Here is a 26725-nt window from a genome sequence, read left to right as displayed (position 1 = left end):
GCCTTCAGGCCCGAAGTTCCTGGCCAAGAGCTTCGGGCCTGAAGGCCCTCCTACACAAAGGGCGGGAAAAGGTCTCTGGGGCTGGGCTGGGGTGGCTGGGCTATAATGCCGGCCCTCTTCAGCCAACCCCGGGAACCCTTCCATGAGCATCGACCAGCTAGCCGACATCGCCCAGGCCATGGTGGCCCCGGGCAAGGGCATCATCGCCATTGATGAGTCCACCGCCACCATCAAGAAGCGTTTCGAAGGCGTTGGCATCGAGTGCACCGAAGACAACCGCCGCGCCTACCGCGAGATGCTGCTGACCACCCCGAAGCTGGGTGAGTACATCTCCGGCGCCATCCTGTACGACGAGACCCTGCGCCAGAAGACCAAGGCCGGCGTGCCCTTCACCAAGGTCATGATGGACAACGGCATCCTGCCGGGCATCAAGGTCGACATGGGCGCCAAGGCCCTGGCCGGCTTCCCGGGCGAGCTGGTCACCGAAGGCCTCGACGGCCTGCGCGACCGCCTGAAGGAATACGCCAAGCTGGGCGCGAAGTTCGCCAAGTGGCGCGCCGTGATCACCATCGGCGAAGACTCGCCGTCCGGCACCTGCATCGAAGCCAACTGCCACGCCCTGGCCCGCTACGCCGCCCTGTGCCAGGAAGCCGGCATCGTGCCCATGGTCGAGCCGGAAGTGCTGATGGACGGTGAGCACGACATCGACACCTGCTACGAGATCACCGAAGTGACCCTGCGCTCGCTGTTCGGCGCGCTGTACGAGCACAACATCATGCTCGAGGGCACCATCCTGAAGGCTTCGATGGTTGTCTCCGGCAAGGACTGCCCCGAGCAGGCCAGCGTCGAAGAAGTCGCCGAGATGACCCTGCGCTGCCTCAAGGCCTCCGTGCCGGCGACCCTGCCGGGTATCGTGTTCCTGTCTGGCGGCCAGAGCGATGACGACGCCACGGCCCACCTCGACGCCATGAACCGCCTGGGCGCCAAGCCCTGGCCGCTGAGCTTCAGCTACGGCCGCGCCATGCAGTCGGCTGCGCTCCAGCTTTGGTCCAAGGACCTGGTGGGCAATGTTGCCGCCGCCCAGCAGACCGTTTTCGCCCGCGCCAAGGCCAACGGCCTGGCGGCGCTGGGGCAGTGGAAGAAGGGCGCCTGAGCCCCGCTGGCGGGCCTCGGCCCGCCCAGCGACCGGTGGGAGGAAGATCAGTTCCGACGCTCTCTAATCCAGAGCTACGGGGCGGGCCTTCCTCCCACTTTGTTTCTAAAGGCTGTCAACGAACGACGGCCCGCTGCGTTTGTTGGGGCGTAGACCCGTTCGCGCCCCCGTGACGCCCCGGCCACGACACTTGAGGCCCATTGCGCCTTCCGGGCCGCACGTTGAAGCTTTGCGCGGTTCCAGAGTCCAGAATTCACCGCGATACCGGCGTTCCGCGAGATGCGCGGTGCCCGCCCGTCCAAGGAAGCGTTTCCCGATGAAGTCACTCCTGCGCACGCCGCTCGCCCTGCTCGTCGCCGCCCTGGCACTGGCCGGCTGCGAGTCCGAACAGGCCGCGCCGTCCGGTCAGCCGGCCGCCACCGTCACCTCCACCATGGTCGCCAGCCTGCCCTGGTCCGACACGCTGGAGGCGCTGGGCACCGCGCGCGCCAACGAATCGCTGATGGTCACCGCCAAGGTCACCGAGACCGTGGTCAAGGTGAACTTCGAGGACGGCGACCTGGTCGAGGCCGGCGACGTACTGGTGGACCTTTCGGGTCGGGTCGAACTGGCGGGCCTGGCCGAAGCCAGCGCGTCCTACCGCGAGGCGCAGCAGCAGTACCAGCGCCAGCAGCAGCTGGCGGCGCAGAAGCTCATCCCCGCTGGCCAGCTCGACACCCAGCGCGCCGCCATGGAATCCGCGCGCGCCCGCCTGGACGGCACCCGCGCCCGCCTGTCCGATCGCGTGATCACCGCGCCCTTTGCCGGCGTGCTCGGCTTCCGCCAGGTCAGCCCCGGCACCCTGGTGTCGCCCGGCACCACCATCGCCAGCCTGGACGACGTCTCGGTGATCAAGCTCGACTTCGCCGTGCCCGAGGCCTTTCTTTCGGCGGTCGCGTCCGGCCAGGCCATCACTGCCGCCAGCGCGGCCTGGCCCGATCGCGAGTTCACGGGCGTGGTCACCACCGTTGATTCGCGCGTAGATCCGGTCACCCGTGCCGTCACCGTGCGCGCCGAGATTCCCAATCCCGAGCGTGAGTTGCGGCCGGGCATGCTGTTGTCGGTGCGCCTGTTCCGCCCCGAGCGCCAGGCCCTGGTCATCCCCGAGATCTCGGTGATCCAGGTCGCCCAGCGGGCGCACGTCTTCCGCATCAAGGACGACGACAGCGTCGAGCAGGTGTTCGTGACCCTCGGCCAGCGCCGTCGCGGTGAAGTCGAAGTGCTTGAGGGCTTGTCGGCCGGGGATCGGATCGTGGTGGACGGCATCGTCAAACTACGCGACGGCGCCCGCATCACCGAGGCAGTCGCACCCGCGGCGGATGCGACCGACGACAAGGCCGCCTGAGGGCGCCCCGGAGTAAGCCATGTTCCTGTCCGACGTCTCGATCAAGCGCCCGGTCTTCGCGACCGTCATGAGCCTGCTGCTGGTGGTGCTGGGCGTGATCGCCTTTACTCGCCTGACCCTGCGCGAATTGCCCAACATCGATCCGCCGATCGTGTCGGTCGAGGTCGCCTACCCGGGCGCGTCTGCGGCCGTGGTCGAAACCCGCATCACCCAGATTCTCGAAGACGCGGTCGCCGGCATCGAGGGCATCGAGACCGTCGAGTCCCGGAGCCGGAATGGCCAGGGCCAGGTCACGCTCGAGTTTTCGCTCTCCCGTGACATCGAGGCCGCGGCCAACGACGTGCGCGACGCCATCAGCCGCATCGGCGACCGGCTGCCCGACGAGGCCGACGCCCCGGAAATCGAGAAGGTCGAGTCCGACGCCGAGGTCATCCTCTGGCTGAACATGAACTCGACCGGCATGGACACGCTGGGGCTGAGCGATTACGCCGAGCGCTACGTCGTAGACCGCCTGTCGAGCATCGACGGCGTCGCCCAGGTCCGCGTCGGCGGCCAGCAGCGCTATTCGATGCGGGTCTGGCTGGACCGCGAGGCGCTGGCCGCCCGCGGGCTGACCGTCAACGACGTCGAGAACGCCTTGCGGCGCGAGAACGTCGAGCTGCCGGCCGGCAGCATCGAATCGCAGGATCGCGACTTCACCCTGCGCGTGATGCGCGGCTACGAGGAAGCCTCCGACTTCGCCGAGCTGACCCTGGCCAAGGGCAGCGACGGCTATCTGGTGCGGCTGGGCGACGTGGCCAAGGTCGAACGCGCCTCGTCCGAGCGCCGCGCCTACTTCCGCGGCAACGGCCAGCCCAATATCGGCCTGGGCGTGGTCAAGACCTCCACCGCCAACAGCCTCGACGTCGCGCGCGCGGTGAAGGACGCGCTGCCGGCGATCCAGGACACGCTGCCGCAGGGCACCGATATCTTCGTTGCCTTCGACAGCACCATCTTCATTGATGCTGCGGTGAACCGGGTCTACTGGACCTTGATCGAGGCGGTGCTGCTGGTGCTGGTGGTGATCTATCTGTTCCTGGGCAGCTTCCGCGCCGCGCTGATTCCGGCGGTGACGGTGCCGGTTTGCCTGATGACCGTGTTCATCGCGCTCTGGGCCTTCGGTTTCACCATCAATCTGCTGACCCTGCTGGCCCTGGTGCTGTGTATCGGGCTGGTGGTGGACGACGCCATCGTGGTGCTCGAGAACGTGCAGCGCCGCGCCGACCTGGGCGAACCGCCCCTGGTGGCGGCGCGCCGCGGTACCCAGCAGGTCGCGTTCGCGGTGATCGCGACCACGGCGGTGCTGGCGGCGGTGTTCCTGCCGGTGGGCTTCATGGAAGGCAATGCCGGCCGTCTGTTCCGCGAACTCTCGGTGGCGATGGCGGCCGCGGTGCTGATCTCGGCCTTCGTGGCCCTCACCCTGACGCCGATGATGTGCTCGAAGCTGATCCGCGCACACGAGAAGCCCCGCGGCCTCAACGCCTGGGTACAGGGTCATCTTGAGTCGCTGGGTCGCGGCTATCGCCGCGCGATCGAACGCACCGTGGGCCGGCCGCTGCTGTTCGGTGCGGTACTGCTGGGCTCGCTGGGCATGTCCTACTTCATGGTCCAGCAGATCCCGGCCGAGCTGACGCCGCCGGAAGATCGCGGCGCCTTCTTCATCAGCGTGGTGGGCCCGGAAGGCGCCGGCTATGACTACACCGTCGCGCAGATGCAGGAAGTCGAGCGGCGCTTGTTCAAGTACGTTGGCGAAGGCCAGCCTATCGATCGGGCCAACACCCGCGTGCCCGGCGGCTTCGGTGCCGGCGGCGAAATGCACACGGGCCAGGTGATCGCCCTGCTCAAGCCCTGGAACGAGCGCGATACCGGCACGTCCGAACTGGTCGAGAAGATCCGCGCCGAGATGGCCTCGCTGCCCGGCGTCCGCGCCAACCCGCAGGTGCGCACCGGTCTGGTGCGCAGCGGCGGCCAGCCGCTGCAGATTGTGCTCGGCGGCCCGGACTACCAGGAACTCGCCGACTGGCGCGACCGCGTGCTGACGCGCATGGAAGAGAATCCGCGCCTGTTCAGCGCCGACTCCGACTACAAGGAAACCCGCCCGCAGCTGCGCGTGGAGATAAATCGCTCCCGTGCCGCCGATCTTGGCGTGTCGGTGCAGGAAGTCGGCCGCACGCTTGAAACCATGATGGGTTCGCGTCGGGTCACCACCTACGTCGAGGACGGCGAGGAATACGACGTGATCCTGCAGGCGCAGCAGGAAGACCGCGCCTCGCCCTCGGACTTGAACAACCTTTACGTGCGCTCGGCCACCAGCGGCGAGCTGATTCCGCTGGCCAGCCTGGTCACGCTGACCGAGCTGGCCGAGCCCGGGCAGTTCAACCGCTTCAACCGCCTGCGCGCGATCACGGTGTCGGCCGGCTTGGCGCCGGACTACCCGCTGGGCGAGGCGCTGGACTGGATGCAGCAGGTGATTGACGAAGAGCTGCCGGACCGTGCCCAGATCGACTACAAGGGCGAGTCGCGCGAGTACCAGCGCGCCGGCAGCGCGGCACTGTTCACGCTGGCGATGGCGCTGCTGGTCGTGTACCTGGTGCTGGCCGCGCAGTTCGAAAGCTTCTTGCATCCGCTGGTGATCATGCTCACCGTGCCGCTGGCGGTGCTGGGCGCCTTGATCGGCCTCTGGCTGTTCGGCAGTTCGCTCAATCTCTTCAGCCAGATCGGCATTGTCATGCTGGTGGGACTGGCGGCCAAGAACGGCATCCTGATTGTCGAGTTCGCCAACCAGCTGCGCGACGAGGGCATGGCCGTCCGCGAGGCCATCGTCGAGTCGGCGGCGGTGCGCATGCGCCCGATCCTGATGACCTCGATCGCCACCATCATGGGCGCGGTGCCGCTGGTCGTTGCCGGGGGTCCGGGCTCGGCCAGCCGCGCCACTATTGGCATCGTCATCATTTCGGGCGTGGCGTTCTCGACGGCGCTGTCGCTGTTCATCGTGCCGGCCTTCTACGCGCTGCTGGCGCCCTATACGCGCTCGCCGGACGCCGTGGCGCGCAAGCTCGAGCAGCTCGAGGCGGACACGCCGGCCGTCGGCGGCCACGCCTGACCGACACCGGGCGGCCCCTTCGGCGGGCCGTCCGTTAAACTGCGCGCCAAGGCCGCGCCCACGCGCGGCAGGGCCGATGACATGACCGACCGCAAGCCACCGCAAGGCGATTCTCCCTATCGCGGCCCGCCCTCGGGCAAGCCGCGCGACAAGCGCGAGCGCGAACGCGACCGCCTCTCGCGCGGTCCCGAGGCCTCGGCCGCGCCGCCGCGGCGGCCGTCGCCGCGCGATCTGGCCCGTGATGAAGCCGATGCCGAGCTGTTGCGTGGCGCCGTCTCCGGTCCGCGCCCGCCGCGCGAGCAGCGCATCCATGGCCTCAACGCCTGCCTGGCGCTGTTTGCCCGTCGCCCCGGCGACCTGCGCAAGGTTTGGCTGCTCGAGTCGCGCATCCCGGCGCTCAAAGCCGTGCTTGCCCACTGCGTGCAGCAGCGCCTGGGCTACACCGTGGTCGAGGACGAAGACCTGCGGAAACTTTCCGGCAGCGAACACCACGAAGGCGTGGTGTTTGGTTCGGTGCCCGCGCCCGAGCAGAACCTGTCGGACTGGCTGCGCACCCTGCCGCCCGGCCCGCAGCTGGCGATCTGGCTCGACGGGGTCGGCAATCCGCACAATCTGGGCGCCATCCTGCGTTCGGCCGCGCATTTCGGTGCCGCTGGCCTGCTGCTGTCCAAGGACGCGACGCTGGCGCTGTCCGGCGCCGCGGCCCGGGTGGCCGAAGGCGGCGCCGAACAGGTGCCGCTGGTGCGTCTGGGCCGAAGCGACAACAGCCTCGCCCAGCTGGCATCCGCCGGCTTCCAGGCCGTGGCGACGGTGGTGCGCGGCGGCCAGTCGCTGTACGGCAGCGCGCTGCCGGGGCGGCTGCTGCTGGTGATGGGCGCCGAGCAATCCGGTCTCGACCCGGTCCTGGCCGAGGCCGCCGCGCTGCGCCTGGGTATTCCCGGCAGCGGCGCGGTTGAGAGCCTCAACGTCGCCGCCGCCACCGCGGTGTTCCTGGGCGAGTGGTGGCGCCAGCATCGGGTCGGATGAATCCTTGGTTCATCAATGCCTTGGCATAATTCCGCCATGAAAACGCGACTGATGCTGCTGCTGGTCCTGCTGTTGCTGCCGCTTGCGCCGGCGCTGGCCGGGCCGCTGGACTACGACGTGGACTACACCGTGCAGTTCCTGCCCGAAGCGGGCGAGGCGGCGGTGACCATCCGCATTACGCCGGGCCAGGGCTCGGCCAGCCGGCTGCGCCTGCATATGCCGGAGGCGCGTTACTCGCAGGTGCGCGGCGACGGCGACATCAGCCGCCAGGATGACACCGTCACCTGGTTGCCTCGCCCCGACCAGGCGTCGTCGCTGCGTTTTCGCTATCGCATAGACAACGAGCGGCGCGGCGGCGGCTTCGATGCCCGCATCACCCCTGACTGGGTGATCGTGCGCGGCGACGACCTGGTGCCGCGCGCCTTGGTCCGTGCGACCCGGGGCGCCGATTCGCGGGCACGCCTGCGTTTCATCCTGCCCAAGGGCTGGAACACGGTGGACACGCCCTTCCTACGCTCGCGCGACAAGAAGTCCTTCGTCATCGTCAACGCCGAACGAAATTTCGACCGTCCCACAGGCTGGATAGTCGCTGGCGTGGTGGGCACGCGCCGCGAGCTCATCGATGGCGTCCAGATCAGCGTGGCCGGCCCCAAGGGCGACGAGATCCGCCGCAATGACATGCTGGCCTTCTTCAATTCGTTGGTGCCCGAATTCGGACGCGCGTTCGGCAAGCTGCCGCCCAAGCTGCTGATCGTCAGTGCCGGCGACCCGATGTGGCGCGGTGGGCTGTCCGGTCCGCGCTCGCTGTTCCTGCACGCCGACCGGCCGATGATCAGCGAGAACGGCAGCAGCACGCTCACCCATGAGCTCACCCACGTCATCACCCGCATCCGCGGTGCGCAGGACGATGACTGGATCGCGGAAGGTCTGGCCGAGTTCTACTCAATCGAGCTGCTGCGTCGCGCTGGCTTGCTGAGCGAAGGCCGGGCCGACAAGGCTCACGACTGGATGGCCAACCATGGCCGCAACATCAAGACCCTGTCGTCGAACCGCTCGCATGGGCCACGCACCGCCCGCGCCGTGCAGCTTCTGCGGGAGCTTGATCGCGAAATCCGCCAGGCCACCGACGGCAGACGCAGCCTCGATGACCTGGTGCAGGTCCTGATCACGCTGCGGGAAGTCTCCCGCGAGGATCTTCGGGAACAGGCCGAGGAACTCATCGGCCATCCGTCGCGAACCTTGGCGAGCCCGCTGCTGGACTAGCGGTACCCGCCGCTTTCGCTGCGCTTACTCGCCGGCCTTTACCGGCGCCCGTCCGAAATCCACGTCGGTCTCGGCCGCCAGATAAGCCAGCGCGGCATAGGCCGCGACCTGCTGGTCGAGCGCTTCGCGATCGATCTTGTCGAGCGTGTCGTTCGGGGTGTGGTGGTAGTCGAAATAGTCCGTGCCGTCCTGCGCCAGCTGCGCCCAGGGCGCGCCCTTGGCCACGATCGGGCCGACGTCCGGACCCGGGCCGCCGCCTTCGGTTTCCGTGACCACGCCCAGCGGCGCCAGCACCTGGCCGATGCGCTCGATCACCGGCCATGCGGCGGCATCCACGCCGGCGCGCAGGGCATAAACCCGACCGGCGCCGAAATCACTTTCCGCGCCCAGCTGCTGGGCGTCGATCTCGCCGGCGGCTTCGCGCGCATCGGCGTACGCCTTGCCGCCGTACAGGCCCTGTTCTTCGTTGGCGTAGGCAATCACGCGCACGGTGCGCCGCGGGGCCTGCGGCAGCTCGCCGATCATCGCGCCTGCCGCCATCGTGATGCCGACGCCGGCGCCATCGTCAATGGCGCCCGTGCCCTGGTCCCAGGAGTCGAGGTGGCCGCCGATCGTCACTACTTCATCCGGCAGGTCGCGACCGGTGATCTCACCGATCACGTTGTGCGAGGTGTACGCGTCGCGGGTCTCGGCCGAGATGTCCAGGCGCAGCGTTACCGGCTTGCCGCGCGCGAGCATGTTCACCAGCAGGTCGGCGTCCGGGTTCGACAGCGCGGCGGCGGGAATGCGCGGCACGTCGTCGACGTAGCGCATGGTGCCGGTGTGCGCGAACCGATTCGAGCTGGTGCCGATGGAGCGGATCACGATGGCCACCGCCCCTTTGCGCGCGGCTTCGACCGCGCCGTTACTGCGCGCGCCAACGGCCGGGCCGTAGCCGCGACCGTCCTTGAAACGCACCATGCGGTTGGAGATGAAGGCGATCCTTCCCGCCAGGCTCCCGTCCGGCGCGGCCTTGAGCGCGTCGAGCGTGTCGAAGACCACCACCTCGGCTTCGACCGGCACATCGCCGGTGCCGACGCTGCCGCCCAGTGCGGCGATCACCAAAGGCTGCGGGTAGGGCGCCAGCACCGCGGCGTGCTCGCGATGGCGCAGCCACACCGGGAAGGTCACCGGCTCGAGATAGACCTTGTCGAAGCCCATGGCCCGGAACTTCGCCTCGGCCCAGCTTACGGCGCGGGCGTCGGCTTCGGTGCCGGCCAGGCGCGGACCCACTTCCGTGGTCAGCGATTCCACCACCGACCAGGCCGACGAGCCCTGCAGTGCGCGGTCGCGCAGGCCCTCGGCCACGCGGATGTCGTCGGCCTGCAGGCCGTCAGCGGCGAGGACGGGGCCGGCGAACAGGGCGCAGGCGATCAAGGTCTTGGCAAGGTGCATTGCGATACTCCGTAAACAAGACGCCGGCCACGGAGGCCGGCGTCGGTAGGAAAAAATAATCAGCGCTTGAGCGCGTCGCGAATCTCGGTCAACAGCTTGACCTCTTCGCTCGGCTCCGCCGGGGCGGCAGGCGCGGCTTCTTCCTTTCGCTTGAGTGAGTTGATCACCTTCACCGCCACGAAGATGGCGAACGCGATGATCATGAAATCCACGACCGTCTGGATGAAAGCGCCGTACTTGATCAGCACCGCGGCCACCTCGGCGCCGGCGGCGTCCACGCTGGCGGGCGTGAGTTCGTAGGCCAGGTCCTTGAAGTTGACGCCGCCGATCGCGTAGCCGACGGCCGGCATGATGATGTCGTTCACCAGCGACGCGACGATCTTGCCGAAGGCGGTGCCGATCACGACGCCTACGGCGAGGTCGACGACATTGCCGCGCATCGCGAATTCCTTGAACTCGGAAGCCATGCCCATTTTCTATTCCCCTTGGATGGATGGTGTTGTGTTTCTGTGCCTTGAATCTACACCGGGCGCGCGGCCGTTGCGATATCGCCCTCGAGCACCAGCAGGTCGTCCACGCTGGCGCGGAAGCGGTCGCCCGGCACTAACGCGGCCACGCCCGCGGGCGTGCCCATGAATACCAGGTCGCCGGCTTTGAGGGCATAGAGCTTGGACAGCTCATGCAGGACCTCGGCGACGGTGAAAACCATGCTGTCGAGCGGAGCCCGCTGCCGCAGTTCGCCGTTGACCTCCAGCGACAGCGTGCGCGAGAAGATGTCGCCCGCCGCGGCCACCGGCATCAGTTCGCTGGTCGGCGCCGAATGGTCGAAGCCCTTGGCCGTGTCCCAGGGCAGGCCCTTGGCCTTGGCGTTCGCCTGCAGGTCGCGTCGGGTGAGGTCCAGACCGACGCCGTAGCCAAACACCAGCGCCGGCGCGTCCGTAACCGCCACTTCGCCGTCGGCGTCGCGGCCCAGGGCCACCACCAGCTCCACTTCGTGGTGCAGGTCGCGGGTGCCGGGCGGGTAGGGCACGCGGCCACCGCCGGGGACGATGGCGTCGCCGGGCTTCATGAAGAACACGGGGTTGCCGCGGTCCACCGTGGCGCCCATTTCCTTGGCGTGGTCGGCGAAGTTGCGGCCGACGCAGTAAATGCGGCGCACCGGGAACAGGGCATCGCTGCCGCGAACGGGCAGGCAGGGCGTGGGCGGAACGGGGATCACGGTGTGGGTCATGCGACGGCTCCGAAAGGACCCGCCAAGTCTATCCGCGACCGGTGCATCCGAGCTCGGAAACGGGTGTCAGCGAAGGCTGAGCGGCGTGCCGGGCTTGCGGACCTCGACGAACTCACCCTCGATCACGCCGGACTGGGCGCGCGACGGCGCCGCGGCGTGGGCGCGCATCAAACGGCGCACGGCCGCGAACAGCAGCATGCCCAGGCCGACGACCAGGCCAACCGCGACCAGCACCAGCAGCAGGGCCAGCCCGAGCACGCCCACCAGCAGCCGCAGAAGCGGGTTCCGGGGCTTGCTGGGGCAGTAGCTGAAGATTCGTTGGGCGCGGAAGAACATAAGTGGCGTGTCAGAATGACTGGACGCGAAGTATGGCGAGGGCGGCTGTGAAAAGTGTAAGCGGATCGTTAATCCAGCTGTCGGAGCTGCCGCCCGAGGGGCTGTCCGAGGCGGAAGTAGAGATTGACGGCGAGGCCCAGTCACTGATCCTTCGCCGCCACGGCGGCCAGGTCCAGGCCTGGCTCAATATCTGTCCGCACGCCGGCCGCCGGCTCGACTGGGCCCCCGGCCGCTTCCTGGTGGACCAGGGGCGACTGGTCTGCGCCGCGCACGGCGCCAGCTTCGAAATGGAGCACGGGGAGTGCGTGGCCGGACCCTGCCGCGGCGCATCACTGGTCGCGGTCGCCGTGACCGTCGACGCTGGCTAGAACATCAGGTTGATCACCAGCAGCACCACCGCCAGGTAGACCAGGGTCAGCGGTGCACCAATGCGCCACAGGTCGCGCGACCGGTAGCCGGCCGGGCCGGTCACCATCGCCAGCACCGGGTTGGACACGCTCAGGAAGTTGTTGGACGCCGACAGCGCGACCACCAGGGCGAAGGCCACCGGATTTCCGCCCACGGCCAGCGCCACGTTGATCGCCATCGGCACCATCACCACGGTGGCGCCGACGTTGCCGATCACCAGCGCGAAGGCCGTGGCCAGCAGCCCGATGGCCGCTTCCAGTACCCACAAGGGCACGTCGGGGCCGATGCGCTCGAGGATGACCTGGGCCAGCCAGTTGGCGGCGCCGGTGGAGTCCATCGCCCAGCCCAGCGGGATCAGGCAGGCCATCAGGAACACGGTCTTCCAGCTCACCGCCGAATAGGCTTCGTCCATGTTCAGCACGCCGGCCAGCATCATCGCCGCGGCGCCGGTCATCAGCGCGATGGGCACCGGCACCAGCGTGCTCAGCGCCAGCGCCATCGCGCCGGCGAACACGCCCAGCGCCCACCAGAACTTCTGCGGCCGCTGCTCGCCCTTGGGGTAGTCGGTGACCACCACGAAGTCGCGGCCGCCGCTGGCCTGGGCCAGGTCGGTCCAGATGCTGTGGAAGACCAGCATGTCGCCGGCCTTGAGCGGGATGCGGCGGATGTCCTCGCGCCAGACCTGGTTGTCGCGGTTGATCGCCAGCAGGCTGATGCCGAAGCGTTTGCGCAGCTGCAGCTCGGCCTGGGTCTTGCCGATGAAGGACGAGGTCGGGGGAATCACGGCCTCGGAAATTCCGGAGCGGCTGGGGTTGAACAGGTCCGAGAAGTTGCGCAGGCGCGAGGACATGCGCACGAGGTTCTTCTGGGAATAGTCCTGGATCGCCTCGCGTGCGCCCATGACGCCAAGCACGCTGCCCACCCAGATCATCTGGTCGGCCGGCGGCGCCAGCCGCGATTCATTGCCGCTGAGCAAGGCCAGCAACAGCGGTGCGTCGCGCTGCGCCTCGGCTTCGCCGACCGACATGCCCACCAGCGGGCTTTCGGCGGTGACGCTGAGTTCGTAGACATCGCCCTCGATGCCGTAGGCGCTGGCGAAATAAGTTTGCGTGCGGCTGGGCGCCACGCCCTTGTCCTGGCCTTTGTTGAGGGTGCGCGGGCCGCGCCAGCGGAAGTAGGCCAGCCCCACCAGCAGCAGCGCGACGCCGATCGGCAGCGGTCCGAACATCGGCAGCGGCTCGAGCGTGGCCGCGCCGGAGGGCAGGTTGCGGTTGGCCGCGACCAGCAGGTCGTTGAGCAGCATCAGCGGCGAGTTGCCGATCATGGTCAGGCCGCCGCCCATCACGATCGCGGCGGCTACCGGCATCAGCAGGCGTGAAAGGCTGATGCCTGAGCGACTCGAAACGCGCGAGGCCACCGGCAGGAACAGCGCCATCACAGAGGGATTTTGCATGAAGCCCGAGATCAGGCCGGCCATTGCCGCGGTCAGGAAGATCAGCCGCTCTTCCATGCCCTTGGAAATGCGCAGCAGCCAGACCGCCAGCCGATTCAGCGCGCCGGTGCGGTCCAGGCCCGCGCCCAGGATCATGGTGGCGATGACGCTGATGACGGCGTTGCCGGAGAAACCGTCGAACAGCTGGGTGGCCGGCACCAGGCCGGTCAGGCCCAGGATCACCAGCACCACCAGCGCGGTGGCATCGGCGCGGATGCGCTCGAACATGAACATGGTGATCGTGAAGCCGACCAGTCCCAGCACGAGCATCATGTCGCGAGTGAGGGTGAGGCCGGTCTCCATGCTGATGCGCTCGCTCCTAGGTCCGGTCGTACAGCAGGTCCCAGACACCATGTCCGAGCTTCAGGCCGCGAGCCTCGAAATGGGTCTGGCGCCGCCAATCCGGCCGCGGCACCGAGGCGCGCGGACCGGCCCGGCTGCGAAGCCTGGGTTCGGCGTCGAGCACGTCCCACAGATGCTCGGCGTAGTTGTGCCAGTCGGTGGCCACATGCAGCAGGCCGCCGGGACGCAAGCGCTCACACAGCAGCGCTACGAACGCGGGCTGCAGCAAACGTCGCTTCTGGTGCCGCTTCTTGTGCCAGGGGTCCGGGAAGTAGATGCGCACCTCGTCCAGTGAGGCCGGCGCGACCTCGTTCCGCAGCACTTCAACCGCGTCGTGCTGATAGACACGCAGGTTGCTCAGGTTTTCGGCCGCGGCGGCGTTGAGCAGCCGTCCGACGCCGGGCCCGTGCACTTCGATGCCGATGAAGTCGCGCAGGGGTTCACGGGGCGCGGCGAACAGCAGCTGCTCGCCGTTGCCGAAACCGATCTCGACCACGCGCGGCGCGTGACGCCCGAACACAGCGTCGTAGTCGCGTGGCTCGCCGCGGTAGTGCAGCCCCAGGGCCGGCCAGTGCAGATCGAAAGCCCGCTTCTGTGCCTCGGTCTGGCGGCCCTGGCGCAGCACGAAGCTGCGGATGGGGCGATGCCTGGCCGTGCTGTCGGCTTGGTCGGGGCTGTCGCTCATGCCCGCCGCGACCTCAGAGGAAGTGGCCGTCGAGCGGCGACGAAGCGTTGGCGCTGCGTTTTTTCGGGATGCGGCCGGCCAGGAAGGCTTCGCGCCCGGCCTCGACGGCCTTGCGCATGGCGCTGGCCATCAGCACCGGATCGCGGGCGCCGGCGATGGCGGTGTTCATCAGCACGCCGTCGCAGCCCAGTTCCATCGCGATCGCCGCGTCCGAGGCGGTGCCGACACCGGCATCCACCAGCACCGGCACTTTGGCGTTCTCGACGATTTCCAGGATGGACCAGCGATTCTGCACGCCCAGGCCCGAGCCGATCGGCGCGGCCAGCGGCATTACCGCCACGCAGCCGATTTCTTCCAGGCGCTTGGCGATGATCGGGTCGTCCGAGGTGTAAACCATCACCTGGAAGCCTTCGGCGACCAGGATCTCGGCGGCCTTGATCGTCTGCACCACGTCCGGATACAGCGTGCGCGGGTCGCCCAGCACCTCGAGCTTCACCAGCGTGTGGCCGTCCAGCAGCTCGCGCGCCAGCCGGCAGGTGCGCACGGCGTCGTCGGCGGTGTAGCAGCCGGCAGTGTTGGGCAACAGGGTGTAGCGGTCGGGCGGCAAGACGTCGAGCAGGTTGGGTTCGCCGGGGTTCTGGCCGATGTTGCTGCGGCGGATGGCGACCGTGACGATCTGCGCGCCGGCGGCCTCGGTGGCCAGGCGGGTCTGCTCGAGGTCGGTGAACTTGCCGGTGCCGGTGAGCAGGCGCGAACGGTAGGTCTTGCCGGCGATCACCAGAGGATCGGAAGGCGCGGAGGAAGGCGTGTGATTCATGCCCGGATTATGGCCCGATTGCGGGCCTGAGTTAACCCTTTCTCAAGCCCATGATCTCTGTAGGAGGGCCTTCAGGCCCGAAGCTCTTGGCCAAGAGCTTCGGGCCTGAAGGCCCTCCTACAATGGAGGTGGTGCTTGGGTTTAGCCGCCGCCTATCGCGTGGATGATCTCGACGCGATCGCCTTCCGCCAACAGGTGGCTGGCGTGCTGGCTGCGCGGTACCACCGACAGGTTGACCTCCGCGGCGACCTTGCGGCCGGCGTAGCCGGCGGCGTCGAGCAGGGCGGCGAGGGTGGTGCCGGCGGCGATGTCCCGGGCCTGGCCGTTGAGCTGGATTTGCATGGCCGGCATTTTATCGCGTTGCGGGCGCCCGCGGTGGTCGCCATAATCCCCGGCAGACGCGGGTGTAGCTCAATGGTAGAGCTGTTGCTTCCCAAGCAACTGACGAGGGTTCGATTCCCTTCACCCGCTCCATCCCGGCGCCCGAGCCACCCTGGAGGATCCATGCCGCACCCCGTCCCCTTGGGCTGGCGTGAATGGCTGTCGTTGCCGGGTTTGGGCATCGTGGCGGTTCGCGCCAAGGTCGATACCGGCGCGCGCTCCTCCGCCCTGCACGTGCACGATCAGGAAAGCTTCCATCGCGACGGCGTCGAGTTCGTGCGCTTCCAGCTCGACACCGGCGTGCACGGCATGGCGCCGCAGCGGGCCGAGGCGCGGGTGATTGATCGCCGCAGCGTCACCGACTCGGGCGGCCACGTCAGCGAGCGCCCCTTCATCCTCACCCGGCTGCGCATGGCGGGGCTGGAATGGGAGGCCGAGGTCAACCTGACCGATCGCCGCAACATGCTCTTCCCGATGCTGCTCGGCCGCACCGCCCTGGCGGGTCACTTCCTGGTCGATCCGGCCAGCTCGTTCTTGTTGGGCAATCCGCCCGAAGGCCTTATTTCAACGTGAAACTCGCCATCCTTTCCCGCAACGCCAAGCTCTATTCGACCCAGCGTCTGGTCGAAGCGGGCCGTCAGCGCGGCCACGTGGTGCGGGTGCTGGACCCGCTGCGCTGCTATATGCAGATCGCGCCCGGCCAGTTCCTGATGCGCTACAAGGGCAAGCCGCTGACCGGCATTGACGCGGTGATCCCGCGCATCGGTGCGTCGGTTACCCGCTACGGCAGCGCGGTGCTGCGCCAGTTCGAGCTGATGGGTACCTTCAGCCCGAACGGTTCGGACGCGATCCTGCGCGCCCGCGACAAGCTGCGCTGCCACCAGATGCTGGCCGGCGAAGGCCTGGGCCTGCCGCTGACCGTGTTCGGCGACAACCCCGACGACACCACCGACCTGCTGGGCATGCTTGGCAAGCCACCGCATGTGATCAAGCTCAACGAAGGCACCCAGGGCACCGGCGTGATCCTGGCCGAGAACGCCGCCGCCTCGCGCAGCGTGGTCGAAGCGTTCCGCGGCCTGTACGCCAACTTCCTGGTGCAGGAATTCATTGCCGAGGCCAAGGGCTCGGATCTTCGCTGTTTCGTGGTCGGCGACCAGGTGGTGGCGGCGATGCGCCGCCAGGCCGGCGAAGGCGAGTTCCGTTCCAACCTGCACCGGGGCGGCAAGGCCAGCCCGGTCAGCCTCAGCGAGGATGAGACAGCCACCGCCCTGCGCGCGGCCCGGGTCATGGGGCTGGGTGTTGCAGGCGTGGACCTTCTGCGCTCGAAAAGGGGTCCATTGGTGCTGGAAGTGAACTCCAGCCCCGGTTTGGAGGGCATTGAGGGCGCCTCTGGGGTGGATGTGGCGGGGGCGGTGATCGATTTCGTGGCCTCCGGCGTCCAGCCCCGTCCCAAGGCCCCCAGGAAGCCGTCCGCCCGGCAGCAAAAATTAACCAAAGCCTGAGCCAGATTTAACGACTATTTAATGCCTTCCAGCCTAGCCTTGGTCGGCCGGTAAGCCCGCTTGGAACTCCTCGTCAGAGCCTCTCAACTGGATTACGGCAATCGGGGCAATAGCAACCTTCGGCCCGGGCCGACGCCGTCAAACGCGTCCCCGGGCCTTTTTCTTAGCCGCGTTTTTTCAGCCCGGATTTGGAAAGCTCCTCACGTCTGGCAGAATCGAGACCGGCGCCATCCCGCTGAGCGCAAAAGGGCCGCCTGCCCTTGAAGAAGTAGACGAATGCGAATCCTGGTGGTCGAGGACAACCGTGACATCGCCGCCAACCTCGGGGATTACCTCGAGGACCGCGGCCACACCGTGGACTACGCCGCGGACGGCGTCACTGGCCTGCACCTGGCGGTGGTGAACGATTTCGATGCGATCGTGCTGGATCTCAACCTGCCCGGCATGGACGGCCTGGAGGTCTGCCGCAAGCTGCGCCAGGAAGGCCGCAAGCAGACGCCCGTGCTGATGCTTACCGCCCGCGACTCGCTAGACAACAAGCTGGAAGGCTTCGACTCCGGCGCCGACGACTACCTGATCAAGCCCTTCGCCCTGCAGGAAGTCGAGGCGCGCCTGGCCGTGCTGGCCCGCCGCGGCAAGGCCGCGCAGCCGCGCGTGCTGCTGGTGGCCGACCTGGAATACAACCTCGACACGCTGGAAGTGCGCCGCGGCGGCAAGCTGCTGCAGCTCAACCCCACCGCACTCAAGATCCTGCAGTCGCTGATGGAGGCCTCGCCCTCGGTGGTGACGCGCCAGGAACTCGAGACCCGCGTCTGGGGCGAAGAGCTTCCCGACAGCGATTCCCTGCGCGTCCATATCCACGGCCTGCGCGCCGCGGTGGACAAACCCTTCGACAAGGCGCTGGTGCAAACCCGCCACGGTATCGGCTACCGGATAGCGGACCCCGAGGCGAGCTGACCGCATGCGCTACCGGCGTCGGCTTCGCAGCCGGATCATTCTGTCCTTCTTCCTGTTTGGCGTCGGCCTGACGGGGCTGTTCGCGGCGGCCACCGTGCTGCTGCGGGAGCGGCTGGAGGACCAGCTGATCGGCGAGGCGCTGTTCCAGAACGTGCAGGACTACGCCGAGCAGTACGACCCCGAAGGTCTGGGCGGCATCCCGTTCGAGAAGATCCGCGGCATCGTCTTCAGCGAGCGCCGGTTCGGCAACGTCCCGTTCAATTGGGCCGACAAGCCCAACGGCGTGCACGAGATCAGCGAACCCGACGCCAATGGCCGCAGCAGCGTCTACAAGCTGGCGGTGTGGAAGACGCCGGATTATTGGTTCTTCCTGCGCTACGACATTGCCCAGGAACGCGCCAGCCAACAGCAGCTTTCCTACGCGCTGATCGGCGTGGTGTTCCTGTTCTCGCTGCTGTCGCTGGTGATCGGTTTCTGGTCGTCCAAACGCGTGATCAGCCCGCTGACCGAGCTGGCTCGGCGCATGCGCGCGCTGTCTGGCAGCGAGAAGCCGGAGAAGCTGGCCGCGCACTTCGCCGATGACGAGGTGGGCCAGCTGGCGGCGGCGCTGGACGACTACGCCGAGCAGATGACCTCGCTGGTGCGGCGCGACCGCGAGTTCAACTCCGACGTCAGCCACGAGCTGCGCACGCCGCTGGCCGTGATCCGCGGCGCCACCGAACTGCTGCTGGCCAACCCCGACCTGCCCGACAAAACCCGTCAGCGCCTGCTGCGCATCGAGCGCGCGTCAGTGCAGAGCACCGACCTGACCACCGCCCTGCTGCTGCTGTCGCGCAACGAACGCGGCATCGGCCACACCCCGCTGCTGAAGCTGTGCGAGCAGTTGGCCGACGCCAGCCGCACCCAGCTGGGCGGCAAGCCGGTCGAGGTCGTGGTCGAAGGCGATGACGCGGCGGTGGCCGAGGCGCCGGAAGCGGTGCTGGCGGTCGCCTTGGGCAACCTGATCGGCAACGCCTGCAAGTACACCAACGAAGGCGAAGTGCGGATCATCGTCGAGGCCGAACAGGTTCGTATCGAGGACACCGGTCCCGGCCTGAGCGAGGAAGACGCCGCGCGCCTGTTCGAACGCGGCTACCGCGGCTCGGGCGCCGGCGGCACCGTGGGCGGCGGCATCGGGCTATCCATTGTCCGGCGCCTTTGCGAACTCTACGGCTGGCAGGTAAGCATCGCCCCGCGCCCCGAGCGCGGCGCCGTCGCCACCCTCCGCTTCCAACCCTAGACCCGCTCCAACCAGCCGTGGGTATCCGGCGTACGCCCGTCAAACAGCCCAAAGAACAAATCCTGCACCCGGCGCGTCACCGGCCCCGGCTTACCGGCGCCCACCTGGCGGCCGTCCACCGAGCGAATCGGCGTGATCTCGGCGGCGGTGCCGCACATGAAGAGCTCATCGCACAGGTAAAGGTATTCGCGCGGGATATCGCGCTCCACGCACTCGATGCCGTTGGCCTTGGCCAGGGTGATGATCGAATTGCGGGTGATGCCGTTGAGCAGGGCGGCACTGATCGGCGTGGTGTGCAGCGCACCGTCAATCACCAGGAACAGGTTTTCACCCGCGCCTTCGCTGAGCAGGCCGGTGGACGCCAGCGCGATGCCTTCGCCGAAGCCCAGGCGGCGCGCTTCACGCGCAACCAACTGTCCGGACAGATAGTTGCCGCCGGCCTTGGCGCCCGCCGGAATGGTGTTGGGCGCGAACCGCTGCCAGCTAGATACGCAGGCATCAATGCCGGCTTCGAGCACGTCCGGTCCCAGATAAGGACCCATGTGCCAGGCGGCGATGGCCAGGTCGGTGGGCGTGTCGGCCGAAAGGCCGAAGCCGCCGAGACCGCGGTAGGCGATCGGGCGCAGATAGGCCTTTTCGAGCTTGTTCGCGCCGATCACTTCCCGGCAGGCCTGGGCCAGGGTCGGTACGTCGTAGGGCATGGCCATGTCGTAGATCTTGGCCGAGGCGTAGAGACGCTTGAGGTGGTCGGTGAGCCGGAAGATGGCCTGGCCGTTCGGGGTGGCATAGCTGCGGATGCCTTCGAACACCGACGAGCCGTAGTGCAGGCCATGCGCCATCACGTGCACGGTGGCCTCGGCCCAGGGCTTGATCTGGCCGTTCTGCCAAATGTATTCGGGGTACTGCATGGCCATGGCGTTCTCCTGCGGGAAGGCGCGCAGTTTAGCCGGTCAGCCGGAATGCCGCGTCAGAGCTCGAGCCACCAGCAGCCCACGTTGCGATGCAGGCGGAAGCGGGTGCTGCGGCTGCCGGCGTCGCGGTCGCCGGCCATCTGCTCGACATCAAGCGCGATGGGGCGGGGCCGCGCTGCCCCGCGGGCTTCGCCAGGGACGTCGATGCTGGCGGGCGCCGGGCCGATCGCCAGCAAGGGGTCCAGCGCCTCCGGCTCAGCCGCATAGGCCAGTTCAACCGTCACCAGCGGGCGCTTGGCGATGGCTTCGAGGGCGTCCATCACCCGCCGGCCGCTGCCGCTGCCGGTGCCGGTCCAGTGGTAGTAGCTGGCCAGCCGGTTCACGTCGCGCGCCTCGAGCGCGGTGCGCACGCCCATGGCCAGATCGTCGGCGCTGCGGGCGCAGCCCCGCGGTGCGAAGCCCGACGCTCGGGCGCCACCCGCCGGCGCCGGCACGCCTTTGGGCACGGCGTTGAGGCTGGCGCAGCTGCGGTCGGTATAGACGGTGTTGCCCTGGGCGTCGGTGCAGCGCTTCACGCCCTGCGCCGGCGCGGGTGCGGGCAAGGCAAGCAGGAGCAACAGGGCGGTGGGCAGCAGCAGACGCATGCCGGCAGACTAGCGCGAAGCTCAGCCGAGGCGGGAAATGACTGCTTCGGTCGGGCGGGCCAGGTTCAGCGTGTAGAAGTGCAGCTCGGGTGCGCCGCCGTCGACCAGGCGCCGACACATCGCCGCCACCACGTCGGCCGCGAATTCACGGACTGCCTCGACGTCGTCGCCGTAGGCCTGCATGCGCTTGCCGATCCAGCGCGGGATCTCGGCGCCGCAGGCTTCGGAAAAGCGCCGCAGCTGGGTGAAGTTCGAGATCGGCATGATGCCCGGGATCACCGGCACGTCCAGGCCGATCCGGCGCACGTCCTCGACGAAGCGGAAGTAGGCATCGGCGTTGAAGAAGTACTGGGTGATGGCGGAGTTGGCGCCGGCATCGATCTTTTCCTTGAAGCGCCGCAGGTCGGTCAGCGCGTCTTCGGCCTGTGGATGCGTCTCGGGGTAGCAGCCGACTTCGATATGGAAATGGTCGCCGAACTCCGAGCGGATGAAGCGCACCAGGTCGGCGGCGTAGTGCAGGTCGCCCGGCCGGGCCATGCCCGAGGGCAGGTCGCCACGCAGGGCCACCACGCGGTCGCAGCCCTGGGCCTTGTACTCGCCCAGCAGCTGCCGGATTTCCTCGCGCGTACCGCCGACGCAGCTCAGGTGCGGCACGCCGTTGAGGCCGTGGTGTTCGCGCAGCCGCCGCACGGTTTCACCGGTATAGGACAGGGTGGAGCCGCCGGCGCCGAAGGTCACCGACCCGAACCGCGGGGAATGCCGCTTGAGCTTGGTCACGGTGCGGTCGAGCTGCAGGCGCTGCTCGTCGGTCTTGGGCGGATAGAACTCGAAGCTGAGCTGGGGCATGGCGATACCTTGGGCGAATGTCCGGACTATATCGCTCTATCCGGATGAAAGGAACCGCCGGCACCCCTGTAGGAGGGCCTTCAGGCCCGATGCCTTTCGCCGAAGAGCATCGGGCCTGAAGGCCCTCCTACAGGGATTTTTCGGGCCGGATGTCGGCACAATGGCGCCATGCGCATCGCCATGACCACGTTCGCCAGCCGGCGCCTGTTCCCCGCCGACGGCCGCAGCACCGCCATCCAGGACATCAGCGCAGCCCAGTTCGTCGAACGCCTGAACGCCGAAGCGCCCGAGCGCGACCTGCCCGGCTACGCGCCCTTTTGTCGCCTGCATGTGCACCGCAACTGGACATCCACCAAGTGCTCGGTGATTCCGATCACGGACGCCAACCGCCATCAGCTGCGCAGCGCCTACGAGGCTCGCACCCGCGAAGAGCTGCCGGTGCTCGTGCGCTGGTTCGAAGGCCTGCAGCCGCCGGTCGCCGCCTACCTGGTGCCCATCCTCTACAGCCGCGAGCAGCTGGCCAAGGAGGGCACCGTGATCGAGGCCGACTGGGGCATCGTCGGCTGCCTGTACACGATGCAGCCCGAAGAAATCCCGATGGTGCCGATCACCATGCTGCGCAATGCGCTGGGGGTGGAAGAGGGCGGCTCCGGCGTGCCCCTGGATCGTGACGCCTACCGCCGCAGCGTCGCCTTCTGGTCGCAACACGCGAACTGGCGCTAGGCCGTCCCACCTACCGCATAAGCGCCCAAAAAAACGGGCACCCGAAGGTGCCCGTCCTATGCCGCCGGTAGCCGGGCCCTCAGGCCCGAGCCATCAGTAGCGGTAGTGCTCCGGCTTGTACGGGCCTTCCTTCGACACGCCCAGGTACTCGGCCTGGTCGGTGGTCAGCTCGGTCAGCACCACGCCGATCTTCTCGAGGTGCAGGCGGGCCACTTCCTCGTCCAGCTTCTTGGGCAGGATGTAGACCTTGTTCTCGTACTTGTCTTTATTGCTCCACAGCTCGATCTGGGCCAGGGTCTGGTTGGCGAACGAGTTCGACATCACGAAGCTCGGGTGGCCGGTGCCGCAGCCCAGGTTCACCAGGCGGCCTTCGGCCAGCAGGTAGATCGCGTTGCCGTTCTTGAAGGTGTACTTGTCCACCTGCGGCTTGATGTTCAGGCGCTCGGCGCCCGAGGTGTTGAGCTTCTCGACCTGGATCTCGTTGTCGAAGTGGCCGATGTTGCAGACGATGGCCTGGTCTTTCATCTTCGACATGTGCTCGAGCGTCAGCACGTCCTTGTTGCCGGTGGTGGTGACGTAGATGTCGCCACGGCCCAGGGTGGACTCGACGGTGTTGACCTCGAAGCCTTCCATGGACGCCTGCAGGGCGTTGATCGGATCAATCTCGGTGACCACGACGCGGGCGCCGTAGTTGCGCAGCGAGGCCGCGGAACCCTTGCCCACGTCGCCGTAGCCGCAAACCACGGCCACCTTGCCGGCCAGCATCACGTCCAGCGCGCGCTTGAGGCCGTCGGCCAGCGACTCGCGGCAGCCGTAGAGGTTGTCGAACTTGGACTTGGTGACCGAGTCATTGACGTTGATGGCCGGCACCAGCAGCTTGCCCTGCTCGAGCATCTGGTAGAGGCGGTGGACGCCGGTGGTGGTCTCTTCCGAGACGCCCTTCCAGTCCTTCACCACGTTGGTCCAGAAGCCCGGGCGCTCGCGCGCAACGCGCTTGAGCAGGTTCTTGATGACCTGCTCTTCGTGGCTGCCCGAGGCCGAGTTGACCCAGGTGTCGTCGCCCTTTTCCAGCTCATAGCCCTTGTGGATCAGCAGGGTCACGTCGCCGCCGTCGTCAATGACCAGCTGCGGGCCCTTGCCGCCCGGGAAGGTGAGCGCGTCCAGAGTGCAGTCCCAGTACTCCTCCAGCGTCTCGCCCTTCCAGGCGAACACCGGGGTGCCGGTCTTGGCAATCGCCGCCGCGGCATGGTCCTGGGTGGAGAAGATGTTGCACGAGGCCCAGCGCACGTCGGCGCCGATGTCCTTCATGGTTTCGATCAGCACGCCGGTCTGGATGGTCATATGCAGCGAGCCGGTGACGCGCACGCCCTTGAGCGGCTTGGCGGCGGCGTACTTCTTGCGGATGGACATCAGGCCCGGCATCTCGTGCTCGGCGATGTCGAGCTCCTTGCGGCCGAAATCGGCCAGGGAGATATCGGCGACCTTGTAGTCGTTCTTGAGGTTTACGACAGCATTCATTGAATAGCTCCGTTGTTATCGAAACGCCCGGGACCCCTGTAGGAGGGGCTTCAGCCCCGAAGGCTGTCTCAAAGTAACGGGCGCGGTTGGTACGGAGCCTTCGCCGAGCCTGATCCCTTGTCCGCGCGGGGCGGGCCGGGCTTGCAGCGCCCCTCGGCGGAGGGTCCGGCGGGCCGCGGGGCGGCTGCCGGGGGTGCGGGCCCGTCTCAGGGCCGGCCGACATTATATCGCTTGTTCGCGATGGGGGGATGAATGAGGGTGAGTGGCCCGGATAGGCCCAGTCGTGGTGCTATGCCAGTGTACGGGGTTAGCTTTTGGGCTTTCGGGGGGGGGATGGCGGATGCTGATCTATCAGTCGACCAAAGACGGTTTTCTGAACGACATGCGCGATCGCATGATCGAAGACGTCGTGTCGCAAGGGTTCACAGCCCGCACTGGACGGAGAGCCGCCGAAGCTGAGATCCGCGCATGGCAGAACTCACTTCCGTACATGGCCAAGGTGCTCGGGGACAAGGCTATTCCCGACGATGTGGGCGTTGCGATCGAATACGGCATTCCACAGTCGAGCAAACGGATTGATTTCCTGATATCCGGGCGAGACTCGACGGATGCGGCGAATCTGATCATAGTCGAACTCAAGCAGTGGTCAGCCGCGAAGCTCAGCGACAAGGATGGCTTGGTCATTGCGCGACGTGGCGGGCGCTCTGAAACCGAGGGCACCCACCCGAGCTATCAAGCATGGTCCTATGCCGCCTTGATGCGCGGATTCAATGAGGCAGCGCACGACCCGGCGATTGGACTGGTGCCTTGTGCCTACCTGCACAACTACGGCAACGACGGCGTAATTACCCACGCCAATTACCAGACTTATCTTGATCGCGCGCCGGTGTTTTTGAAGGGCGAGGCGGAACTGCTTCGCCTTCGGGAATTCGTGCGTGGAAAGCTGTCTCGAGGAGACAGTGGTCGGCTCCTCATCGAGATCGAAAACGGCAGGATTCGGCCATCAAAGATTCTTTCGGACAGCCTGGACGGAATGTTGCGCGGCAACGAGGAGTTCGTGCTCGTAGATGACCAAAAGGTCGTTCATGAGCATGCGTTGGCCGCTGCGCGCGCTGCATGTGCCGGTCAAAAGCGAGTCGTTATCATCGACGGCGGCCCAGGCACCGGAAAGTCGGTAGTCGCGATAAACCTGCTTGCTCGCCTGACAAGTCAAGGTCAATTGGTAAAGTACATTTCAAAGAACGCCGCGCCACGACGGGTCTACGAGACGAAGCTAAGCGGCAGTTTCCGGGTCTCTGAAATCCGCGGTTTCTTCGGCGGGCCGAGCTTCTATGACGTTCCGGCCGATACATTCGACACATTGGTAGTCGATGAGTCGCATCGACTCAACGAGAAGTCAGGCTTCTATGGAAATCTTGGCGAGAACCAGATCAAAGAGTTGATCGCCGCGAGCCACTGCAGCATCTTTTTCGTCGATGACCGCCAGATGGTAACGCTGTCCGACATCGGGACAGGCGCAGAGATTGAAAAGTGGGCGCGGGCGGCGAAGGCTACAGTCAGCCGTCACTCGCTTGCGTCTCAGTTTCGCTGCGCAGGGTCAGACGGGTATATCGGCTGGCTCGACTCTGCCTTGGGGATCACGGAAGGGCCTGTCGACATGACGCCTGGGGCGTTCGATTTTCAGGTCGTTGACTCACCGGTTGAGATGCATCGGATGATTGAGGAGCGCAACACAAACAATCGGGCGCGAGTCGTCGCCGGCTATTGCTGGAACTGGGTCAGTAAGAACAACCCCGATCAGCAAGACATACTTATCCCCGAACACCAGTACGCACGGCAGTGGAACCTGACTTCCGACGAGAGCCTGTGGATCATTGCACCGCATTCGGTGGCGCAAGTAGGCTGCATTCACACGTGCCAGGGGCTAGAGGTCGACTACGTGGGTGTGATAGTCGGCCCCGATCTTCTATTCCGGAACGGATGCCTGACGACGGATGTCTCGGGCCGTTCGAAGCATGACCGTTCGGTCCGAGGCTGGAAGAAGCGTGCTGTCGTGGACCCCAAGGCCACCGCGGAGCATTTGGATCGAATCATCCGGAACACCTATCGCACCCTGATGACGCGAGGCATGAAGGGTTGCTTCGTGTACTGCACGGACGCGCAAACCCGCGAATATTTCCGCGCCCTAGCCAGGCCCTTCTTGAGTACAGCAAAGTCCGGAACGCCGTAGCTAGTGCCCCAGGCCGGAGCACTGTGGCGGGCAATCCATCGCGCACAACAATTACGTTGTCGGTACTTGGAAGAAATACCGGCAAAGATGGAAAAACACCGGTGCCGCGAAGCACACCGAATCCAGCCGATCCAGCATCCCGCCATGGCCCTCAATCATCTGCCCCCAGTCCTTCGCGCCCAGGCTTCGCTTCACGGCCGACAGCGCCAGCCCGCCCAGGAACCCGGCCAGCACGATCACCGTGGACATGGCCGCGGCCTGTAGCGGGGTGAACGGCGTGGCCCAGTAAAGCGTCGTACCCACGCCCACCGCCAACGCACCGCCGCCCACCAGTCCTTCCACGGTCTTGGACGGGCTGACCTTCGGCGCCAGCTTGGTCTTGCCGAACAGCTTGCCCACCACGTACTGCAATACGTCGCTGATCTGCACCACCAGCAGCAGGTAGAACAGCAGCATCAGGTTCTGGGCCATGCCGCCTTCAAGATCGAGCAGCAGCAAGGCCGGGGCGTAGCTGATGAAGTACACGGTAATCAGCACGCCCCACTGCAGCTTGGTGGTGCGCTCGAGGAAGTTGTCGGTGTCGCCCTGCAGCGCGGCCAGCACCGGCAGCGACAGCATGCCGTACACCGGCAGGAAGATGGCGAAGAGGCCGTACCAGTCGCTGTAGATCAGCCAGTACTGCACGGGCAGCAGGAGGTAGAACGAGGCCACCAGCGCCCAGTGGTCGCCGGCGCGGGTGGGGGTGAGGGTGACGAACTCGCGCAGGGCCACCAGCGAGGCGAAGGCGAAAAGCACCACCGTGGCGCCGGCGCCCAGCCAGAAGCACGTGGCCAGCACGGCCACCATCCACCACCAGGCCGCGATGCGCTGGTTGAGGTTGGTGATGGTAGGGCTGCTGCGGCCGCGCAGCCGCCACTGCAGCACGCCGCCGATCAGGGAGGCGATGACCAGCAGGATCACCACGCCGCTAAGCAGCTGCAGGATGGGGTTGTCGAAGTTCAGTTCGAGCGAGGGCATCAGC

The 26725-nt window shown here is 67.0% G+C and carries 25 protein-coding genes, 1 tRNA gene and 1 riboswitch; of the genes, 13 read left to right on the top strand and 13 right to left on the bottom strand.

From position 1 onward, the window contains the following. Window positions 1–142: 142 nt before the first annotated feature. From ACYVGY_RS06950 to ACYVGY_RS06930, 5 genes are all read left to right on the top strand, one after another. Window positions 143–1153: a class I fructose-bisphosphate aldolase gene (locus ACYVGY_RS06950; RefSeq protein ID WP_460456740.1), complete on the top strand. Its 1011-nt coding sequence runs from the start codon at window positions 143–145 to the stop codon at window positions 1151–1153. Between the two features lie 316 nt (window positions 1154–1469). Continuing rightward, window positions 1470–2537 (top strand): efflux RND transporter periplasmic adaptor subunit, encoded by a 1068-nt coding sequence (locus ACYVGY_RS06945; protein WP_460456739.1) that lies wholly within the window; start codon window positions 1470–1472, stop codon window positions 2535–2537. A 19-nt stretch (window positions 2538–2556) separates the two neighbouring features. Then, on the top strand, window positions 2557–5679 hold the full coding sequence (locus tag ACYVGY_RS06940) for an efflux RND transporter permease subunit (protein ID WP_460456738.1): 3123 nt from the start codon (window positions 2557–2559) through the stop codon (window positions 5677–5679). An 81-nt stretch (window positions 5680–5760) separates the two neighbouring features. Continuing rightward, window positions 5761–6705 (top strand): TrmH family RNA methyltransferase, encoded by a 945-nt coding sequence (locus ACYVGY_RS06935; protein WP_460456737.1) that lies wholly within the window; start codon window positions 5761–5763, stop codon window positions 6703–6705. Between the two features lie 36 nt (window positions 6706–6741). Continuing rightward, window positions 6742–7968, top strand: a complete 1227-nt coding sequence (locus ACYVGY_RS06930; RefSeq protein WP_460456736.1) for a hypothetical protein — start codon at window positions 6742–6744, stop codon at window positions 7966–7968. A 24-nt stretch (window positions 7969–7992) separates the two neighbouring features. Here ACYVGY_RS06930 and ACYVGY_RS06925 read toward each other — a convergent pair whose 3' ends face one another. The 4 genes from ACYVGY_RS06925 to ACYVGY_RS06910 form a co-directional block, all read right to left on the bottom strand. Further along, entirely contained in the window at window positions 7993–9402 is a 1410-nt protein-coding gene (locus ACYVGY_RS06925) for a M28 family peptidase (RefSeq protein WP_460456735.1), read from the bottom strand. Between the two features lie 59 nt (window positions 9403–9461). Then, window positions 9462–9875 (bottom strand): large-conductance mechanosensitive channel protein MscL, encoded by a 414-nt coding sequence (gene mscL, locus ACYVGY_RS06920; protein ID WP_460456734.1) that lies wholly within the window; start codon window positions 9873–9875, stop codon window positions 9462–9464. A gap of 47 nt (window positions 9876–9922) precedes the next feature. Then, entirely contained in the window at window positions 9923–10633 is a 711-nt protein-coding gene (locus tag ACYVGY_RS06915; protein ID WP_460456733.1) for a fumarylacetoacetate hydrolase family protein, read from the bottom strand. 66 nt (window positions 10634–10699) lie between these two features. Beyond that, window positions 10700–10969, bottom strand: a complete 270-nt coding sequence (locus ACYVGY_RS06910; protein ID WP_460456732.1) for a hypothetical protein — start codon at window positions 10967–10969, stop codon at window positions 10700–10702. A gap of 32 nt (window positions 10970–11001) precedes the next feature. On the opposite strand from ACYVGY_RS06910, the gene ACYVGY_RS06905 reads away from it, so the two are divergent. Beyond that, window positions 11002–11337, top strand: coding sequence for a Rieske (2Fe-2S) protein (locus tag ACYVGY_RS06905; protein ID WP_460456731.1), 336 nt, complete (start codon window positions 11002–11004; stop codon window positions 11335–11337). Here the strand turns inward: ACYVGY_RS06905 and ACYVGY_RS06900 are convergent. The 4 genes from ACYVGY_RS06900 to thiS all read right to left on the bottom strand — a co-directional run bounded on the left by ACYVGY_RS06900 (window position 11334) and on the right by thiS (window position 15055). Then, complete coding sequence (locus tag ACYVGY_RS06900; RefSeq protein ID WP_460456730.1) at window positions 11334–13172, bottom strand: SLC13 family permease; 1839 nt, start codon at window positions 13170–13172, stop codon at window positions 11334–11336. The genes ACYVGY_RS06905 and ACYVGY_RS06900 overlap by 4 nt on opposite strands. 16 nt (window positions 13173–13188) lie before the next feature. After that, on the bottom strand, window positions 13189–13896 hold the full coding sequence (gene trmB / locus ACYVGY_RS06895) for a tRNA (guanosine(46)-N7)-methyltransferase TrmB (RefSeq protein ID WP_460456729.1): 708 nt from the start codon (window positions 13894–13896) through the stop codon (window positions 13189–13191). 13 nt (window positions 13897–13909) lie between these two features. After that, entirely contained in the window at window positions 13910–14713 is an 804-nt protein-coding gene (locus tag ACYVGY_RS06890) for a thiazole synthase (RefSeq protein ID WP_460456728.1), read from the bottom strand. Window positions 14714–14854: 141 nt separating this feature from the next. Next, a complete protein-coding gene (gene thiS, locus ACYVGY_RS06885; protein ID WP_460456956.1) occupies window positions 14855–15055 on the bottom strand; it encodes a sulfur carrier protein ThiS in 201 nt (66 codons plus the stop codon). 58 nt (window positions 15056–15113) lie between these two features. On the opposite strand from thiS, the gene ACYVGY_RS06880 reads away from it, so the two are divergent. The 5 genes from ACYVGY_RS06880 (at window position 15114) to ACYVGY_RS06860 (ending at window position 18832) form a co-directional block, all read left to right on the top strand. After that, window positions 15114–15187: transfer RNA gene (locus tag ACYVGY_RS06880), tRNA-Gly, on the top strand. A gap of 30 nt (window positions 15188–15217) precedes the next feature. After that, window positions 15218–15667 carry an ATP-dependent zinc protease family protein gene (locus ACYVGY_RS06875; RefSeq protein ID WP_460456727.1) on the top strand — a complete coding sequence of 150 codons (450 nt, stop codon included), beginning with the start codon at window positions 15218–15220 and terminating at the stop codon, window positions 15665–15667. Continuing rightward, window positions 15664–16596, top strand: a complete 933-nt coding sequence (gene rimK, locus ACYVGY_RS06870) for a 30S ribosomal protein S6--L-glutamate ligase (RefSeq protein WP_460456726.1) — start codon at window positions 15664–15666, stop codon at window positions 16594–16596. Before ACYVGY_RS06875 ends, rimK begins: the two co-directional genes overlap by 4 nt. Window positions 16597–16872: 276 nt before the next feature. Then, entirely contained in the window at window positions 16873–17553 is a 681-nt protein-coding gene (locus ACYVGY_RS06865) for a response regulator transcription factor (protein ID WP_460456725.1), read from the top strand. 4 nt (window positions 17554–17557) lie between these two features. Further along, entirely contained in the window at window positions 17558–18832 is a 1275-nt protein-coding gene (locus tag ACYVGY_RS06860; RefSeq protein ID WP_460456724.1) for a sensor histidine kinase, read from the top strand. Here the strand turns inward: ACYVGY_RS06860 and ACYVGY_RS06855 are convergent. Genes ACYVGY_RS06855 through metF form a run of 3 tightly spaced genes read right to left on the bottom strand, consistent with a single transcriptional unit; the run spans window position 18829 to window position 21233 of the window. Next, window positions 18829–19746 (bottom strand): branched-chain amino acid transaminase, encoded by a 918-nt coding sequence (locus ACYVGY_RS06855; RefSeq protein WP_460456723.1) that lies wholly within the window; start codon window positions 19744–19746, stop codon window positions 18829–18831. The genes ACYVGY_RS06860 and ACYVGY_RS06855 overlap by 4 nt on opposite strands. A 53-nt stretch (window positions 19747–19799) precedes the next feature. Next, on the bottom strand, window positions 19800–20387 hold the full coding sequence (locus ACYVGY_RS06850) for a DUF4124 domain-containing protein (RefSeq protein ID WP_460456722.1): 588 nt from the start codon (window positions 20385–20387) through the stop codon (window positions 19800–19802). A gap of 21 nt (window positions 20388–20408) precedes the next feature. Continuing rightward, entirely contained in the window at window positions 20409–21233 is an 825-nt protein-coding gene (gene metF, locus ACYVGY_RS06845; protein ID WP_460456721.1) for a methylenetetrahydrofolate reductase [NAD(P)H], read from the bottom strand. A 168-nt stretch (window positions 21234–21401) separates the two neighbouring features. Between metF and ACYVGY_RS06840 the strand changes: the two genes are divergently transcribed. Beyond that, complete coding sequence (locus ACYVGY_RS06840; RefSeq protein WP_460456720.1) at window positions 21402–21956, top strand: DUF3228 family protein; 555 nt, start codon at window positions 21402–21404, stop codon at window positions 21954–21956. A gap of 93 nt (window positions 21957–22049) precedes the next feature. Here the strand turns inward: ACYVGY_RS06840 and ahcY are convergent, their stop codons facing one another. Beyond that, entirely contained in the window at window positions 22050–23474 is a 1425-nt protein-coding gene (gene ahcY, locus ACYVGY_RS06835; RefSeq protein WP_460456719.1) for an adenosylhomocysteinase, read from the bottom strand. A 71-nt stretch (window positions 23475–23545) separates the two neighbouring features. Further along, window positions 23546–23635: riboswitch (S-adenosyl-L-homocysteine riboswitch) on the bottom strand. A 179-nt stretch (window positions 23636–23814) separates the two neighbouring features. On the opposite strand from ahcY, the gene ACYVGY_RS06830 reads away from it, so the two are divergent. Beyond that, window positions 23815–25704 (top strand): DNA/RNA helicase domain-containing protein, encoded by a 1890-nt coding sequence (locus tag ACYVGY_RS06830; RefSeq protein ID WP_460456718.1) that lies wholly within the window; start codon window positions 23815–23817, stop codon window positions 25702–25704. 51 nt (window positions 25705–25755) lie between these two features. Here ACYVGY_RS06830 and ACYVGY_RS06825 read toward each other — a convergent pair whose 3' ends face one another. Further along, window positions 25756–26721 carry a phosphatidate cytidylyltransferase gene (locus ACYVGY_RS06825; protein ID WP_460456717.1) on the bottom strand — a complete coding sequence of 322 codons (966 nt, stop codon included), beginning with the start codon at window positions 26719–26721 and terminating at the stop codon, window positions 25756–25758. Window positions 26722–26725: the final 4 nt, after the last annotated feature.

The sequence above is a fragment of the Arenimonas alkanexedens genome, from assembly GCF_054781355.1.
This window is presented reverse-complemented; position numbering and strand designations above follow the sequence as displayed.